This window comes from Rhizobium sp. Root708, assembly GCF_001429725.1.
Lineage (GTDB): Bacteria > Pseudomonadota > Alphaproteobacteria > Rhizobiales > Rhizobiaceae > Rhizobium.
The window spans coordinates 50,258-65,779 of sequence record NZ_LMHV01000008.1 but is presented as its reverse complement, the minus strand read 5'-3'; the positions used below and the strand labels follow the sequence as shown (position 1 = coordinate 65,779).

The window sequence follows — 15,522 nt, the reverse complement described above, 5'->3', positions numbered from 1 at the left end:
CTTAGCCTGCCTTTGCCATCTGCATCAAAGTAACGCGCTGCTGAAGACGGCGCTGCGCCTGGTCGACAACAACAGCGATGATAATAACCAGCCCCTTGATGACCATCTGCCAGAAGGATGAGACACCCATCATCACCAGCCCGTCCGACAGGATGCCGATCACGAAGGCGCCGATGATCGTGCCGCCGATCGTTCCGCGACCGCCCGACATCGAGGTGCCACCGAGGACGGCTGCTGCGATCGCGTTGAGTTCGAAGCTCTCGCCGGTCGCCGGGTGCGCGGCCATCAGCTCCGACGAGATGATGACGCCGACGATCGCGGCGCAGAGGCCGGAAAACATGTAGACGAAGATCTTCACGATATCGACACGGATACCGGACATGCGGGCCGCGCGTTCGTTGCCGCCGACGGCAAAGATGTGACGTCCGATTGGCGTCGACCGCGCGACATAGGCTGCCACCAGTGCCAATGCGATCAGGATCCAGATCGAAACCGGCAATCCGAGGATGCGTCCCGCACCGAAGAAGTCGAAGCCGGTTGTCGCATATTCCCGGCGTCCTACGAGGTTCGGAAAGGTCTGCCCATCCGATGAAAGCAGTGCCAGGCCACGCGCGACATAGAGCGTGCCAAGCGTGGCGATGAAGGGCGCCACGTTGAGCTTGGTGATCAAAAGACCGTTGATCAGGCCGATGAACAGGCCGATTGCCAGCGTGATGAGCACGATCTCGAAAAGGTTGAAGTAGATCGTGTAGCCGACCGGCAGTTCGATCCCGTAGAGGATCAGGCCACCGGCCACCATGCCGCAAAGCCCGACGATCGAGCCGACCGAGAGATCGATGCCCCCGGTGATGATGACGAAAGTCATGCCCATCGCCAGGAAGGCATTGAGCGCGACGTGCTTCGACATCAGGATCATATTCGCCGTCGATGTGAAGTTCGGAGCGAAGATCGCGAAGAAGATGATAACGGCGAACAGCGCGATAAAGGTTCTGAGCTTCATCAGCGTCAGGAGAACAGAGCCGTTCGTGTTCGTCGGCGAAGAAGTGGTTGAGGTTGCCGCCGTCATGACGCGAGTTTCCCTTGATGTCCGTGTCCCTTGGCCGAAGCCGCGATAATAGCTTCTTCCGTCGCCTCGTCCCGGTTGAAAACAGCGACCAGCTGGCCGTTGCTCAAAACCGCGATGCGATCGGAAAGCGCCATGACCTCTTCGAGGTCTGACGTCGAAAACAGAATGGCGAGGCCGTTTGCAGCCAGCCGCCGCATGGTGCGGAAAACGTCGGCCTTGGCGCCGACGTCGATCCCGCGGCTCGGCTCGTCCATCAAAAGAACCTTCGGGTTGGTCATCAGCGCCTTGCCGATCACCACCTTCTGCTGATTGCCGCCCGACATCGAGGTCACCTCGAAATCGGGATTGGGCGCCTTGATCGCGAGATCCTTGATGGCGTCGCGAATGGCGGTCTTCTCCGCAGCCGCGTTGATATGGAAGAACCGGGCGAAGCGGTTGAGGCTTGCCAGCGACAGGTTGCTGGCGATCGAAAGAACCTGGACCAGTCCTTCGCGTTGCCTGTCTTCAGGGATCAGCGCCAGCCCCCGGCGGATGCGGCGAGTCACGTCACGCGCAGCGACCTCCTTGCCGTCGATGAAGATCTTGCCGGTGGAGTGCGCGTGGCGCCCCATCACGCATTCGAAGAATTCGCTGCGCCCGGCGCCCATCAGGCCGTAGATGCCGAGGATCTCGCCCGACTTGACCGACAGGGAGACGCGATCGACCGCAAGGCCGCCGGTCGAACGGGGAAGACTGATGTCTTCCGCACGAAACATTTCCTTGCCGACCGCATGGTCCACCGACTTAGCGAAGTCCTTGGCGTCGGAGCCGATCATCGAGCGCACGATCCAGCGCGTGTCGATGTCGCGGACCAACGCCTGGCCGGTGATCTGGCCGTCGCGCAGCACGGTGATGTAATCGCCGATCCGCATCAGCTCTTCCAGGCGATGCGAGATATAAACGATGGCGACGCCTTGCGCCTTCAGCTCAGCGATCACCTTGAACAGGATCTCGACTTCGGCCGCCGACAGCGCCGACGTCGGTTCATCCATGATCAGGATGCGTGCGTTCAGCGACATCGCCTTGGCGATCTCGACGAGCTGCTGCTGGCCGATAGGAAGGTCTTCCACCATCGTCCCGGCGTCGATGCCGGCATCCAGTCGCTTCAGGAATGCATTGGCCTTTTCGACCTGCGCCTTGTGGTCGATGCCGCGCAAACCGCGGGTGATCTCGCGCGTGGCGAAGATGTTTTCGGCCACCGACATGTTGGAGAAAAGATTGAGTTCCTGGAAAATCATGCCGATGCCGTGTGCCTGCGCATCAGCCGGGCTGTCGAAGGAAACCTGCTCGCCGTCGAGAATGATTTTGCCGAGTGTTGGCCGTTCGACGCCGGCGATGATCTTCATCAGGGTCGATTTACCGGCTCCGTTTTCACCGACAAGCACGTTGACCGCGCCGCGCCGCAATTCGAGATTGGCGCGCTTGACCGCGACGATACCCGAATAAACCTTCGAAACATCGTCGAGGCGAAGGATGATGTTGTTGTTGGGGGCTTCGCTCATGGCTATTGCCCCACCGTCAGTTCCGATGGCGTGACCAGCGGCAGCTGGCCGCCGCTTGGCACCGGGAAGGCGCCGAAGACCGTCACCGTCTTGCCCACAAGTCCATCGCGCGGCACGGCCGAAAGAAAGGCTTTGTTTGCCTTCTCATTGAAGGCCTTGCCGAACTGAGCCCATTCGATCTGGTTCTTGAATTCGTTGAAGTTGACGAAATCCAGCGTGTCGCGCAGCGCCGTGCCGCGAAGCGCGGGGCCGATCTGCACCTTGGCATCGGCCTTGCCGTCCCCATCGGCGTCGACATCGAGCGTTGCGGCGCGCGATTGCGTATCGGCTGCAATTACCTTGCCGGAGAATTTTACGGCATAGGTCCAAGGCGAGCTAGCCTGCTTCCTTGGATTTCCGTATTTTTCGCCAGCCTGATCCGGGCTCGACGCGGCCAGTGCCGCCACGTCCTTGAGCTCGCCGGCGCGCTTTTCGAAATAGGGAACAGCCTGCGATTGCCAGATCGCCTCGACCTTTGCATTCGGATCGAATGCGTCCTTTGCAGCCGCCTGTGCCTTTTCCTCGGCAGTCGGCGTCTTGATGATCTTGCAGCCAGGCAAAGCCGCCGCCACGAGAGCGGCGATCAGGGCGCCCCTGATCCTCAACATGCGATGAACCTCGAAGTTATGTGAAATAGACCACAGAGGGCCCGGTTTCCCGAACCCTCTGTGGCTGTTTTACGTCAATTACTTCGCCAGCGCGAAGGTCTCGAGCTTGGAAGCGTTGTCAGCGTTGATGAGGACGCAATCCATCAGCTGCTTTTCTTCCTTCGGCGAGGTCTTGTTCTTGATGTAGGCGTCAGCCTGTTCAACGGCCATCTGTGCCTGCGCGTAAGCCGGCTGCAGAACGGTTGCCTTGATGCCGCCTGCCTTGATGGAGTCGCGAACATCGTTGGAGCCGTCGAAGCCAACGACGATCACGTCCTTGCGGCCGGCGGCCTGCAGGGCGGCAATGGCGCCCATGGCCATCGTGTCGTTACCGGAAATTACGCCCTTGATGTCGGGGTTGGCCTGCAGGATGGTTTCCATCTTTGCGTAGGCTTCGGTCTGGCTCCAGTTGGCCGACTGCTTGGCAACGCTCTTCAGATCCGGATAGTCGTCGATGACATCATGATAGCCTTGCGAGCGGATGCCGGCATTGGTGTCGGATTCCTTGCCGACCAGCTCGACATAGTTGCCCTTCTCGCCCATCAGCTTGACGAACTCCTGAGCGCCGAGCTGCGCGCCCTGGTAATTGTTCGAGACGATCTGCGCGACAGCGACGCCCGTGGCGTTGATTTCGCGGTCGATGAGGAACGACGGAATGCCTGCGTCCTTGGCCTTCTTGACGGCTGCGACCGATGCATCGGCGCCGGCGTTGTCGAGAATGATCGCCTTGGCGCCGCGACCGATCGCGGTGTCGATCATTTCGGACTGCTTGTTGGCGTCGTCGTCATGCGTCATGACGAGGGCTTCGTAGCCGAGTTCCTTGGCCTTGGCTTCGGCACCAACGGCTTCAGCCTTGAAGAAAGGGTTGTCATGGGCCGGCGTGATGATGGCGATGAGGTCCGCCGAGAAGGCCGGAATGGCCGTGCTGAGTGCCAGCGCGCCGGCAAAAGCCGCCAGGGTGAGTTTACGTGTCAGTGTCATGTTTTCCTCCCGAGTGTGAATAAGCCCCGTCTCCCTTGGGGCGGTGATGGGCGAGGCTTTCGCCTCGCCGAGCAGATCAGGTAATGCGCCGGATGCTTTCGGCGATTTCCTGGGGTTCGAATACCTTTTTCCAGTCGTCGCGCATCAGGGCAGGGATGCCGAACTCGATGGCCTTGTTGCAGGCATCGGAGAATACGCCGTCGACTTCCTTGAAGATAACCGCGCCGAGCACGTTCATGTGGCCGAGCAGGAAGTCGCGGGCGGCCTCCGCGGGCACGCCGCGTGCCACGCATTCGTCCATGGCCTGACGCATGACGACGAGCAGCGAGGCGCAGACGGTTTCCGAAAGGCCGGGCTCGAGCATTGCCATCTGCTCCACGGTAACGCGGTGCGAGCGCATGACGGGAGCCCAGATGACCTTGGCGATTTCCTCGCCGAGCGCATAGGCGGCTTCCGGCCCCTGCATCAGGGCGGAGACGATGTGCTGCTTGGCAAAGAGACCACCGAAATGATCCTTCTTGGCCTGCATGTCCGTCTCGTCGTTGAAGATCGGCGGGTGGCAGGGGTGGGTGACGAAATAGGTGAGATTGTCTCGCTTTGGCAGGTGATCCGCGAAGGGGGCGGCCGCGTCGAGAGCGATGACCATGGTGCCTGGCGTCAGCTTGTCGACGATGCCAGCCGCAACCTTGCTGATCGCAGTATCGGGAACTGCGAGGATTACGACCTCGGCGCCATCGAGACCAGCGTCCGCGCTGACGCAGTCGATGCCGAGATCATTCTTCAGGCGTGCCTTGCCCGCGTCACTTAGTTCGACATGACGCACGTCGAAACGCGAACCTTTGAGATTCTTGGCAAGACGATAGCCCATTTTGCCACCGGCGCCGAAGAGGGCAATTTTAGTCATGTTTCCTCACCTTTTCTGTAGTCTGGATAGGAGCATAAACTGGTATGATGAGTCAATCACCATATCACTAGTGAAGCACGCATTCTTGGGGATTTCGCGATCCATCTCAGCTTCGCGCCCCATCGCGTATCTGTGAAAAATAACCGTCTGTACCGACTTGCCCGCCCTTCAGCGCGATCTGCAGCCCATTCGTGGGCTCATGGCTACTGTGGGCAAGGCAGAGCGGCGATCCCGGCGTCTGGGGGAGCGGCAGAAGGGTGGTCAACGCATCCACTCTCAGTTCCTGCAGGGCATGGCTCGACGTGTCGCCGCCTGCAATGACGGCCCGCTTCAGTCCCTCGCGCTCGATGAGGCTGCGCAATATGCGCCCGAGAGACTGGCCAAGGCGGTGGCGTGCGCCGGGGATCTTGTCGATATCGACACCGCGATCCGCGCTCGGACCGAGCGCCGTGTGCAGAATGACGCTGCGGCCGTCTGTCAGCGCGGACGCCCCTGCGGCAATTGCCGCTCGCGTCGCCCGCTCGCCATTTTCCGAAACCAGCGCGACCGGATCGAGGGCGATCCCGGCGAAGCCGTTGTCGAGAGCGGTACGGATCTGCCGCTCTGTCGTGGGCGACACGCTGCCGGAAACAACGGCCAGGCGATCGACGGCGCCGACCTCCGCAAAAGCAGTGCTTTCATTTGCGAGACCCTGCCGGCGCCAGGCCGCAAGAAGTGCGTATTCGACGCCGGAGGAACCGGCAACAAAGGCTCCGGCCTGCTGCGTGACACGCAGCATCTGGCGACCGGCGGCTTCCTGATTTTCGAGCGAACTGACGTCGATCAGAAGGATGCCCTGCTTCGCAGCCAGCTGGTCGATACGATCATCCGCATTAGGCGCAGTGGTCGCAACGAGGTCAGCGACAGCGACCGGGATGTTCGTCTGTGCTCCAAGGTGGAGCGCCAGATCCGCCTCGTGCATCGGCGTAACAGGATGGCGGCTCATGACGGGATGGCGGTCGATGCGAAAGATCTGGCCCTGATAGGCGGCAAACAGGTTCCCGAAGGCAGTGTAGCGCTTCAACTGCGGCGCGCCGACAATCACGGGCACGGTCGTCTGACCGAAAGTTTTACGACCGATCTCGATCGCCTTCCCGATGTTGCCGACTTTGGGGCTCGAGTCGAACGTCGAGCAAACCTTGTAGTGGCAGATGCTGGCTTCGAGCGACTTCAGCCACTCGAATGCGGGCGTCAGGTGCGCCTGCATCCATTCCGGCGTCTCGCTTCGACTTGTTCCGGCAATGCCAATGGCGCGGCAATCCTCGAAACGCCCGAGCATTTCGGGCGTCGGGATGTCGAGGAAGAGCACGGTTGGAATGCCGTTCGACGCCAAGGCTTCCATGACGTCGGTAGAGCCGGTGAAGTCGTCGCCATAATAGCTGAGAAGCGGATTGCCCATTGCCGTCACGCGCCCTTGCCGTCGCTGAACTTGGCAATCGATGCGGCAAGTTCAGGGTGCTCCTTGGCATAGGTTTCCAAGGGAATGTCGGCCACGGCAGCCTGCCAGGCCTGCTGTACCGCCCGAACGCCGGCCGCCGGGCCGCCGGGGTGGCTGACGATGCCGCCGCCGCAAAGATAAAGGAGATCGGTGGTGCGACCGGTCCGCTGATAGGTTTCCGGCGCCTGCCCGCCCCACTGACCGGAGCCGGCAACCGGCAGCGGGCAGTCGGTAGCGTCGAACAGCGGCGTAGTGACAGCCTTGAAGGACGACACGAAACTTTCGTCAGGCTCCCAATACTTGACCCTGATACCGTTGATCTGAAACTGGTCGACGCCGAGCAATCGCCAGAATTGCTGGTAGACCTTGAAGTCGAGGCCCGCACCCGGATCGCGCGTCAGGACGTCCCAACCGTTGCGATGGGCATGCAACACCAGGCTGGAGCGCTTGCGCAAAAAGCTCATCCCGCCGAAGCCGATCGAATTGATGTTGACGACGGCGCAGTTGCCGCCCGCTTTGGCGACCATGTCATGGTTGCGCATCATCTCGTCGGGGTCGGCGTGCGAGATGCCGAAGGCGTACATCACCTTCTTGCCGGTCTTCTGCTCGTGATCGAGAATCCTCGGCATGATTGCCGCAATCCGGTCCTTCAGCGGCGAATACACCGGGCTCATCAGCTTCTCGTCGTCCTTGATGAAGTCGACGCCGGATTCGATCAGTTCGCCGACAAGCTCCGCGGTCTCATGCGGACGCAGTCCGAGGGCCGGCTTTACGATCGTCCCGATGATCGGTCGCCCCACGACGCCGGTGAGGTGCCGGCTACCGGGAATGCCGAACTGCGGGCCGGGATGCGCGTGCCTGAAGGCATCGGGAAGTTTCATGTCCACGATGCGGATGCCGGTCATGCCCTTGATGGAGAACACGCCGCCGATGGCGATGGTCATGAGGGCGGAGAGGTCGGTTCCGATCGCATCCAGCGGAAAAGCGATGTCGACGTCAGCGCGGTTCAGGCGCGTGCCGGGCGCGACCTCGGGCCATGTCGGATGGTTGGCGTCTTCAAGCGGGCGAATAGCCAATACCCTTGCGGCCACGCGTGCCTTCAGCTCCTCGGTCTCACCGGGAACCGGCACGAAGGTCCCGGTCGACTGATCGCTTGCGATCTTGTTCGCCATGGCTTCGACGCTGCCTGGCGTCTCGATGCGGTAGGTCAGGGTAATCATCATGAAATGCCGGTTGCTCCTCTCGCCAGATCAAATTGTCATGGCGTCAACTCATTAACTGGTATAATGAGTATTCCAATTCATGGGAAGCAAAATTTTGGTGCGGATGAATTTTCGCTCCGTTGCTTTGTGAAGCAACGGAGACGATGGTAGGGAGGTGATATTTGAGCCAGCGAGACCTTATGACCCAACCCATCGAACAAATCGTCCGTCGGAAATTGTCCGACGAGGTGTTTGATCGACTAGAACGGATGATCACCTCAGGCGAATTGCAGCCGGGTGACGAGATGCCTTCGGAACGCGTTCTGATGGAGCGGTTTGGCGTTGGACGGCCGGCCATCCGGGAGGCGATGCAGTCGTTGGCGAACAAGGGGCTCGTCAACATTTCCCACGGAGAACGCGCGAAGGTTCTGAAGCTAACGGCACGGTCGATATTTCAGCAGGTCGATCTCACCGCGAAGATCATGCTGGCACAGTCGTCCGACTCGCTGGAGCATCTGAAAACCGCGCGTATCTTCTTCGAGCGCGGCATGACGCGAGAGGCAGCGCAAAGGGCAACCAAAGCCGACATCAGCGACCTCAGGGAGATCATCGAACGTCAGCGCGACTCTCTGGGGCAGGCCGAGGAGTTCATCGCCGCGGACATGCACTTCCACACCCGCATCGCGCAGATTTCGGGCAATCCCATCTATGTCGCCGTCAGCGAAGCGATGCTTGCCTGGTTGAAGCAATATCACACGGAAATGCTGATCTGGACGGGCAAGGAAAAGTTCACGCTCGTTGAGCACGAGGAGATCGTCGATCGCCTGGAAGCAAGGGACGTCGAAGGCTCCGAATCTGCCATTCTGAAACATCTCGAACGCTCGAGAGCGCTCTACTCCAAGTGATGCAGTTGCCGGGATGAGAACGGCGGCCAGAAAATGACCGCCGTACGATGGCTTTTTACTCGACGCTGGCGAGCAGCTTTGCTCTCGCGCTGAGGATTGCCGCGCAGGCGTTCGCGGCGTCCTTGCCCTTCGCCACGAAGTGCTGCTTGAAGAAGTCGATGTGAGCCTCGGATTCCTGGAAATGGTGTGGCGTGAGAACGACCGAAAGGACAGGCGTGCCGGTGTCGAGCTGAACGCGCATCAGTCCGTCAAGAACAGTTCCCGCGACGAAGTCATGGCGATAAATGCCGCCGTCGACGACGAATGCACAGCCGATGACGGCATCGTATTTTCCGGTGTTGATCAGCGTCTGAGCGTGGAGAGGAATTTCCAAGGCGCCGGGAACGTCAATGATCTCGACATCGGAAGGAGACCGACCAAGATTGCCCCATTCGGCCACGAATGCGTTGACGGCGTTGTCGACGATGTCGGCGTGCCAGCGCGCCCGGATGACCGCGATCCGCTTTTGGGTGGTGACTGCAGTTTGAAGCATCGAAATGCCTTTCAAGGGTTTTGCCGGCGAGGCCGGCTGTGACGACAAAGCCCCGGAGGGCCTGATCCCTTGAGCGAACAGACAGGACGCGCCTCCGCTCTCAACGAAAGGTGCGCCTGCCATGTCCTCTTCCATCCGGACTATACCGTCGGCTCCGGCATCTCACCGGATCTGCTGACCTTCCGACACCGCCGGAAGCGCTCGCGGGCTCCAGGCTTTCGCCTGATACCGCCGGTGGGGAATTTCACCCCGCCCTGAGAACGTTGCCACAATAGTTCGGAGGTCGAGGGGATTGCAAGCTCCTGCACGCCGCCCGCTGTCGCAGGCTGGTCATTTCGTAGCCTCGATCCCCCGAGGGGTGGCATAGGCCACTTTCACATCCGTCAACCGTCCATGGAACGGGAAATTGCTTCGATCAAAACCACGGCCGATGCTGCTCCCGGATCCATGTGGCCGATGACGCGATCCCCAAGTCGCGACGAACGGCCTTTGGTCGCAACCATTTGCTTTGTTGCCTCGGCGCCGCTCGTTGCGGCCTCCAATGCGACCTTCAGGCAAACGCCAAGCGGTTTGCCCTCAAGCTGTGCGGATCTTGCCGCTGCCGCTGCGGGTGCCCAGGCGTCGACCATCGTCTTTTCACCCGGCTCCGCCTTGCCGCGCTCCTGAATGCCCTTCGCCATTGCCTCGAAGGCGTCGACCATGTCGTCATCGGTAAGTAAAAGATTACCCTTTACCGCAGCGCCTGCGCGCATGAACGCCGTCGCATAAAGAGGACCGGACGAGGCGCCAACGGCTGATAGAAATGACTTGGCCGCGGTGTTGAAAACTGCGGTCGGGTCACTTGAGGCAGGATCAAGTGCGGCGACAGCCTTTGACGCCGCGGAAAAACCAAGCTCCATTGCGATCCCATGGTCGGCGTCTCCGATCACGCCATCGAGCTCGCAGAGCCGTTCCTTCTCGCGCGCCATGGCTTGCGCGATCGCGCTGAACATCTCCTGCAGTCGGACGACCTCAATCTGCATCGTTTTGCCCTCTTCCTAACCGGCCCTGAACATCGCGCAGTCGCAAGGATGAGCGATCAGACGCTGCAGTTCGTCATCGAGATGCATCAAGGTGATCGAAGCGCCCGCCATCTCCAGCGACGTGCAGTAGTTGCCGACGAGAGAGGTGTGAATGACGAGACCCGCCTGATCGAGGCGCTGCTTCACGCGCCGCATCATGATGTATAGCTCCATCAGCGGCGTCGATCCCAGCGAGTTGACGAGGACGGCGACGCGATCGCCTGCCGAGGCCTTCATCTCGTCGAGGATCTTGTCGAGCAGCGTGTCGGTGACTTCGTCCGCCGTTGCCAGTTCGCCACGCGCCACGCCGGGTTCGCCATGGATGCCCATGCCGATTTCCATCTCGCTCTCGCCAATGGCAAAATTGGGCTTCAGGGTCTGCGGCAGCGAGCAGGGGGAAAGCGCAACACCCATCGTATAGGTTCGCGCGTTTGCCCGGCGGGCGACACGCTCGACCTCATCAAAGGAATACATCAGGTCGCAGGCCGCACCTGCTGCCTTGAAGATGAACACGTTGCCGGCAACGCCGCGGCGCTTCTCGCGCTTCTCGCGCTGATCGGCCGGAGCGGAGGCGACATCGTCGGTTGACAGGACCGTCCTGACTTCGAGGTCCTCCATGGCAAGCATTTCGGCTGCCATGTCGAAGTTCATCACGTCGCCGGCATAGTTGCCGTACAAGAACAGAACGCCGGCTCCGCCGTTGACCGCGGTCGCGCAGGCGATGATCGGATCAGGCGGAGGAGATGCGAAGACGTTGCCGACGGCAGCCGCGTCGGCAAGTCCCTTGCCGACGAAACCCAGAAAGCTTGGCTCGTGTCCGGAGCCGCCACCGATGACGAGCCCGACCTTACCTTGTCGCGGTCCATGACGGGCGACGATGGCCCGTGGCATGCCGTCAACGGCATAAAGATGATCCGGATGAGCGGAAAGAATGCCCTCCAGCATCTCGTCGACGGCTTTTTCGCCGGCATTGATAAGCTTCTTCGTCTTCACGCCAATCCTCCCATTGTCGTGCGATCGGAAGCGGCTTCCGATTTGCCCGGCGCCTATGGCGCCGGTTAGGCCAAATTGAAGTTCGCCTTCCGATGGCAGTCGCGCGGAGCACGACTGCTGAAATGACTACCGGCTGTGATACTTGGTATCAAGCTCGTTGATGGCGTTGACGTTGCCGGCAGAACGACCCTGCTCGTCGAACGTCTGCGTCAGATAAGCGTCAGCGATCGACTTGGCGAGTTCGCTTCCGATGACGCGAGCGCCCATGGTGATGATCTGCGCGTTGTTCGACAGGGCTGCACGTTCAGCCGAATAGGTGTCATGGGTCAGTGCGGCGCGAATGCCCGGCACCTTGTTTGCCGAAATGCAGACGCCGATTCCGGTGCCGCAGACCAGGATCGCGCGATCATAGGTACCGTCTAGGACGCCGGAGGCGACGCGGTCGGATAGGTTGGCATAGAAAGGATCCTGCCCTTCTGACGTGCGCGATACTTCGTGAACGTCAAAACGGTCCTTCAGATGATCGGCGAGAACCTTGGCGAGGCCTTCGCCTGCGCTGTCTCCTGCGATTGCTAGCTTCATGGTCTTTCTCCTCAGAGTTTGGCGGCGCATTTGGCGAGGATGTCGAGATAGCCTTCGACATTCCAGGCAGAACGGCCGATGAAAAGCCCGTCGATATGCGGGCAGGAAATGAGTTCCTCGCAGTTTTGCGGATTGACGGAACCGCCATAGAGGCACGGGATCTTGCGCCCGAGGACATCTTCGGCGACGGCGATGATCTCCGCCTGGCGGGCATCCGCATAGTCGGCGCTTGCCGGAATTCCCTTCTCACCGATTGCCCAGACTGGTTCGTAGGCAAGGAGGATTTCCGCAGACTTTTGCGACGCGGATAGCTTGCCCAACGCGCCACGAACCTGCGTCGCGAGGATTTTCGCAGCCTGGCCGCTTTCGCGGTCGGAAAGCGTCTCGCCGATGCAAATCAAGGGAGTGAGACCGTGGCGGACGGCGGCTTCGGTCTTCAGACCGACCGTTTCGTCGGTCTCGCCGAAAAACTCGCGTCGCTCGGAATGGCCGAGCTCGACGATGTCGAGATTGCAGTCCTTCAGCATCAGGGGCGAGACTTCCCCGGTCCAGGCGCCCTGATCGGCCCAATGCATGTTCTGTGCGCCCACCTTGACGGAGGTGTCGGCAAGCATTGCCTTCACTTCACGCACGGCGGTGAATGGCGGAATGACAAAGCGTTGAATGCGCGCGTCGCGGGAAGCGTCCGCCGTCTGCAGGCCACTTGCGAAGTGCCTGGCCTCCGCAAGAGTCTTGTTCATTTTCCAACTGGTTCCGATCCAGAACTTCGGCGTGTCGGTCATGTGCTATTCCTGCGTTGCTGCGATCGTCAGGCGAATGCCTTGCCGATCGAACTCCTCCTGAACGGCAGCGTCGGGGGCGCTGTCGGTGATAATGGCATCGAAATCGGCCAGTTCGGCCATGGCATGCAGCGCCGTGTGACCGAAGCGCAGGTGGTTCACGAGCAGGCATTTGCGCGTCGCCGACGACATCATCGCCCGCTTTGCCCGCACGACGTTGTCGTCCATGTGATAGGCCAGCCTGCCGCTGACAGCAGGCGTCGAAATGAAGGCGATGTCGGCTCTCAACCGAAACAGCGCTTCCTCGGTCACGACGCCCAGAAAGGCGTTGAACTTCGGCGAATAGATGCCGCCAAGCGCAATCAGCGTGATGCCTGTTTCGCCTTTCAGCCTCTCCATGATCGCCGCGTTGTTGGTAATCAGCGTCAAGGGCCGCTTCTGCAGGAGCATCTCGCCGAGGACCGCAGCCATCGAGCCATCGTTGACCATGACGGTCATGCCCGGTTCGACAAGCGAGAGTGCCGTACGTGCCATGGCGATCTTCGCCTCGTTGCCCTGGCGCTCGCGAAGGCGGAAATCGCTTTCGAACTGGGTGCCGGCATCGATCGTTGCGCCGCCGCGAACCTTGCGCAGGACGCCCGCTTGCTCAAGCTCGTCGAGGTCGCGGTGGATCGTCATTTTCGAGACAGTGAAGCGGTCGGCGAGATCATCGAGATCGACGGTCTTGCTTTCGACGAGCAGGTTGACGATCGACTGCTGCCGCTCCTCGCGCTTCATCGGATGCTCCATGATGGTGTGTGAAATATAACACGGATATCACATTATACAACATAAATCATGTTACATTGGAATGCTTTCCTGTTATTAACTGAGTAGCGCCTTGGCGGTGCGTTCATCGGTAATCAGCCCGAAAAGGCGGTGGCTGTTGAGGATGGCGCGGATCGCTTCGACCTTTGATTGTCCGCCTGCAAGTGCGACCAGCCGCTCGGTCCGCTTTTGTGGAAAAGAAGCCGAGAGGGTCCGAGCCGTGAGGGCGGTATCGAGGACCTCTCCGTTTGCATCGAAGAAGTGCCCCAAGATTTCTCCGACACCGCCCGCGGCAGCAATGTCCTGAATCTCGGCTGGCTCGACCATGCCGGAAAGCACAAGCTGAGCTTCGGCATCGACGGTTCCAAGGCCGACAAGTTTCAGATCCGCCTTGTTGGCAAGGTCGAAGACCTCTTTCACGCCGCGCTGGGCACGCAGGACTTCCCGATCCTCGCCGGTGTTGGCAAAGAAGGGGACCGGCATCACGAAGGCATGCGTGCCGGTTTTCTCGGCAATGCGGTGCATCACATCGTAGGGATTGGCGCCGTAGTTCCTCGTCAGCCCGCCAAGCAGGGATACGAAGCGCACGTCCTTGGCCGCGACACGCGGCATGTACTGTACGGCAGCCGCAAGTGTACGGCCGTGGCCGAGGCCGATGACGCTGTTATCGCCTCGCTCGATTTCCCGTTTGAGGAAGGTCGCGCCGGCGTGACCGAGAGCTCTGAGCGGAAGACCATCCTCCCCAAGATCGGGAGCCACTTCGCAATACCTCAGCCCGAACCGCTCCAAGAGCTTGTTCTCCAGCGCAACGCACTCAACGATATCGCCGTCGATCGTCACCTTGACGACGCCTTCGGCGACAGCTTTCGCGATCAGCCGGTGCGCTTTAACCGATGGAACGCCAAGCCGCTTGGCGACATCGGATTGAGTGAGTCCGCCGGCGTAATGCAGCCAGGCGGCACGCACGGCAAGCGTGTCATCAGTGTCCGCCATGAGCAGTTCCCTTCTTGTCTTGTGGCCGGATCTTCTGCCGCGCCTTAGCAGGACGACTTTGTAAATCTCCCGATCAAATGTTCAAGTCGGCAACGCCGGTGTCGATGTGAGGCGCCCAGAATGCGACGCTCTCGGCAATTTGCGGAATGACCTCGCGGTCGTTCGGCTCCCGCTCCTTGAATGAGAGTTCGAGGCAGATTTCGTTGTCGACGGCGCCGCCTTCGGCAAATGCCTGAAGCAGCGGGGCGGGCTGAATGCGGCCCTTGGCGTTGAAGGCTGCGGTAAAGGGACGGTGACCGCCCTTGTCCATGAGGCTTTGTTTGATGTGGATGATCGGCGATACTTTCGGAACGGCGCGCGCCCATGCATAGGGATCATAGTCGTCTGGGTTGTCAGACGTGACGTCGCCATGATCGATGTCGGCCATCATCCACATCGGAATTGCGAGGTTTGAAGCCGTCAGGCGCTCCTGCAGAGCCAGGCAGGCGGATATCGTCTCGCCGAACTCGCGTCCGACACTCATCGGCTCCCAGAAGACATAGGACAGGCCCGCTGCCCGGGCGTGCTCGGCGACCTCTCCCCAGCAGTCGATGGCGATGCTGATCAGCTCTTCGCGGCGCGCCGGATCATCGAAATCCTTGTAGGTGAAGATCGCGAACTGTGTCCCGACGGACTGCCCGCCGAGGTCGCCAATGATGTCGGCAAATGTCTTGAACCAGTCGATATAGTAGCGTCGGACCTCCCTGTCCGGATGGCCAAAGTGGTTGAGACGACCATAGGGACCGGTCATGCCGGAGGTCACGCGGACGCCGGTGCGCTGGAGTGCCGCATCCATGGCGCGCGTCATGCGGCGAATGATCGGCGCCTGCCAGCTCGGATTGATGAATTCGTGGGTCAGTTGCAGGTCGCGCAGCCGCAGGTCGCGGGCCACCGTCTCGATCAGGTCATCCGGATGGGCAAAGCGGTTCACCAGCGGATTGGTATTGAGCGAAAGCGTCAAAGGCATGGATGTA

The 15,522-nt window shown here is 60.5% G+C and carries 16 protein-coding genes and 1 riboswitch; of the genes, 1 reads left to right on the top strand and 15 read right to left on the bottom strand.

Annotated features, from left to right (window positions below):
* Nucleotide 1: 1 nt before the first annotated feature.
* The 7 genes from ASE04_RS08425 to oiaX form a co-directional block, all read right to left on the bottom strand.
* Nucleotides 2–1,066: an ABC transporter permease gene (locus ASE04_RS08425; RefSeq protein ID WP_056814958.1), complete on the bottom strand. Its 1,065-nt coding sequence runs from the start codon at nucleotides 1,064–1,066 to the stop codon at nucleotides 2–4.
* A complete protein-coding gene (locus ASE04_RS08420) occupies nucleotides 1,063–2,607 on the bottom strand; it encodes a sugar ABC transporter ATP-binding protein (protein ID WP_056814955.1) in 1,545 nt (514 codons plus the stop codon). Before ASE04_RS08420 ends, ASE04_RS08425 begins: the two co-directional genes overlap by 4 nt.
* A gap of 2 nt (nucleotides 2,608–2,609) precedes the next feature.
* Nucleotides 2,610–3,254, bottom strand: coding sequence for a DUF2291 family protein (locus tag ASE04_RS08415; RefSeq protein WP_056814952.1), 645 nt, complete (start codon nucleotides 3,252–3,254; stop codon nucleotides 2,610–2,612).
* A gap of 78 nt (nucleotides 3,255–3,332) precedes the next feature.
* Complete coding sequence (locus ASE04_RS08410) at nucleotides 3,333–4,274, bottom strand: D-ribose ABC transporter substrate-binding protein (RefSeq protein ID WP_056814949.1); 942 nt, start codon at nucleotides 4,272–4,274, stop codon at nucleotides 3,333–3,335.
* A 76-nt stretch (nucleotides 4,275–4,350) separates the two neighbouring features.
* Complete coding sequence (locus ASE04_RS08405; protein WP_056814946.1) at nucleotides 4,351–5,178, bottom strand: phosphogluconate dehydrogenase C-terminal domain-containing protein; 828 nt, start codon at nucleotides 5,176–5,178, stop codon at nucleotides 4,351–4,353.
* Between the two features lie 106 nt (nucleotides 5,179–5,284).
* Entirely contained in the window at nucleotides 5,285–6,616 is a 1,332-nt protein-coding gene (locus ASE04_RS08400) for a four-carbon acid sugar kinase family protein (protein ID WP_056814943.1), read from the bottom strand.
* A 5-nt stretch (nucleotides 6,617–6,621) separates the two neighbouring features.
* Nucleotides 6,622–7,878 carry a 3-oxo-isoapionate-4-phosphate decarboxylase OiaX gene (gene oiaX, locus ASE04_RS08395; protein WP_056814940.1) on the bottom strand — a complete coding sequence of 419 codons (1,257 nt, stop codon included), beginning with the start codon at nucleotides 7,876–7,878 and terminating at the stop codon, nucleotides 6,622–6,624.
* 179 nt (nucleotides 7,879–8,057) lie between these two features.
* Here oiaX and ASE04_RS08390 point away from each other — a divergent pair, with 179 nt between their 5' ends.
* Nucleotides 8,058–8,762 carry a transcriptional regulator NanR gene (locus ASE04_RS08390; protein WP_056814937.1) on the top strand — a complete coding sequence of 235 codons (705 nt, stop codon included), beginning with the start codon at nucleotides 8,058–8,060 and terminating at the stop codon, nucleotides 8,760–8,762.
* A 55-nt stretch (nucleotides 8,763–8,817) separates the two neighbouring features.
* Here the strand turns inward: ASE04_RS08390 and ASE04_RS08385 are convergent, their stop codons facing one another.
* From ASE04_RS08385 to ASE04_RS08350, 8 genes are all read right to left on the bottom strand, one after another.
* Nucleotides 8,818–9,294, bottom strand: coding sequence for a 6,7-dimethyl-8-ribityllumazine synthase (locus ASE04_RS08385; protein WP_056815139.1), 477 nt, complete (start codon nucleotides 9,292–9,294; stop codon nucleotides 8,818–8,820).
* Between the two features lie 119 nt (nucleotides 9,295–9,413).
* Nucleotides 9,414–9,560, bottom strand: a riboswitch (FMN riboswitch).
* A 117-nt stretch (nucleotides 9,561–9,677) separates the two neighbouring features.
* Entirely contained in the window at nucleotides 9,678–10,316 is a 639-nt protein-coding gene (dhaL, locus tag ASE04_RS08380) for a dihydroxyacetone kinase subunit DhaL (protein WP_056814934.1), read from the bottom strand.
* 15 nt (nucleotides 10,317–10,331) lie between these two features.
* Nucleotides 10,332–11,348: a dihydroxyacetone kinase subunit DhaK gene (locus tag ASE04_RS08375; protein WP_056814930.1), complete on the bottom strand. Its 1,017-nt coding sequence runs from the start codon at nucleotides 11,346–11,348 to the stop codon at nucleotides 10,332–10,334.
* Between the two features lie 126 nt (nucleotides 11,349–11,474).
* Entirely contained in the window at nucleotides 11,475–11,930 is a 456-nt protein-coding gene (derI, locus tag ASE04_RS08370; protein WP_056814927.1) for a D-erythrulose-4-phosphate isomerase, read from the bottom strand.
* A gap of 11 nt (nucleotides 11,931–11,941) precedes the next feature.
* On the bottom strand, nucleotides 11,942–12,712 hold the full coding sequence (locus tag ASE04_RS08365) for a triose-phosphate isomerase (RefSeq protein WP_056814922.1): 771 nt from the start codon (nucleotides 12,710–12,712) through the stop codon (nucleotides 11,942–11,944).
* A gap of 3 nt (nucleotides 12,713–12,715) precedes the next feature.
* Nucleotides 12,716–13,486: a DeoR/GlpR family DNA-binding transcription regulator gene (locus ASE04_RS08360; protein WP_056814919.1), complete on the bottom strand. Its 771-nt coding sequence runs from the start codon at nucleotides 13,484–13,486 to the stop codon at nucleotides 12,716–12,718.
* Nucleotides 13,487–13,573: 87 nt separating this feature from the next.
* Nucleotides 13,574–14,509, bottom strand: coding sequence for a sugar-binding transcriptional regulator (locus ASE04_RS08355; RefSeq protein WP_056814916.1), 936 nt, complete (start codon nucleotides 14,507–14,509; stop codon nucleotides 13,574–13,576).
* Nucleotides 14,510–14,582: 73 nt separating this feature from the next.
* Nucleotides 14,583–15,515, bottom strand: coding sequence for a TIM barrel protein (locus tag ASE04_RS08350; protein ID WP_056814913.1), 933 nt, complete (start codon nucleotides 15,513–15,515; stop codon nucleotides 14,583–14,585).
* Between the last annotated feature and the right edge of the window lie 7 nt (nucleotides 15,516–15,522).

What these genes read in the sequence shown, in the direction of transcription:
- ASE04_RS08365 (WP_056814922.1), bottom strand. Translation starts at nt 12,712, where the DNA reads ATGACCGACACGCCGAAGTTCTGGATCGGAACCAGTTGGAAAATGAAC.
- ASE04_RS08350 (WP_056814913.1), bottom strand. Translation starts at nt 15,515, where the DNA reads ATGCCTTTGACGCTTTCGCTCAATACCAATCCGCTGGTGAACCGCTTT.
- ASE04_RS08415 (WP_056814952.1), bottom strand. Translation starts at nt 3,254, where the DNA reads ATGTTGAGGATCAGGGGCGCCCTGATCGCCGCTCTCGTGGCGGCGGCT.
- ASE04_RS08390 (WP_056814937.1), top strand. Translation starts at nt 8,058, where the DNA reads ATGACCCAACCCATCGAACAAATCGTCCGTCGGAAATTGTCCGACGAG.
- ASE04_RS08385 (WP_056815139.1), bottom strand. Translation starts at nt 9,294, where the DNA reads ATGCTTCAAACTGCAGTCACCACCCAAAAGCGGATCGCGGTCATCCGG.
- ASE04_RS08360 (WP_056814919.1), bottom strand. Translation starts at nt 13,486, where the DNA reads ATGAAGCGCGAGGAGCGGCAGCAGTCGATCGTCAACCTGCTCGTCGAA.
- ASE04_RS08425 (WP_056814958.1), bottom strand. Translation starts at nt 1,066, where the DNA reads ATGACGGCGGCAACCTCAACCACTTCTTCGCCGACGAACACGAACGGC.
- ASE04_RS08355 (WP_056814916.1), bottom strand. Translation starts at nt 14,509, where the DNA reads ATGGCGGACACTGATGACACGCTTGCCGTGCGTGCCGCCTGGCTGCAT.
- ASE04_RS08400 (WP_056814943.1), bottom strand. Translation starts at nt 6,616, where the DNA reads ATGGGCAATCCGCTTCTCAGCTATTATGGCGACGACTTCACCGGCTCT.
- ASE04_RS08420 (WP_056814955.1), bottom strand. Translation starts at nt 2,607, where the DNA reads ATGAGCGAAGCCCCCAACAACAACATCATCCTTCGCCTCGACGATGTT.
- ASE04_RS08410 (WP_056814949.1), bottom strand. Translation starts at nt 4,274, where the DNA reads ATGACACTGACACGTAAACTCACCCTGGCGGCTTTTGCCGGCGCGCTG.
- oiaX (WP_056814940.1), bottom strand. Translation starts at nt 7,878, where the DNA reads ATGATGATTACCCTGACCTACCGCATCGAGACGCCAGGCAGCGTCGAA.
- ASE04_RS08405 (WP_056814946.1), bottom strand. Translation starts at nt 5,178, where the DNA reads ATGACTAAAATTGCCCTCTTCGGCGCCGGTGGCAAAATGGGCTATCGT.
- derI (WP_056814927.1), bottom strand. Translation starts at nt 11,930, where the DNA reads ATGAAGCTAGCAATCGCAGGAGACAGCGCAGGCGAAGGCCTCGCCAAG.
- dhaL (WP_056814934.1), bottom strand. Translation starts at nt 10,316, where the DNA reads ATGCAGATTGAGGTCGTCCGACTGCAGGAGATGTTCAGCGCGATCGCG.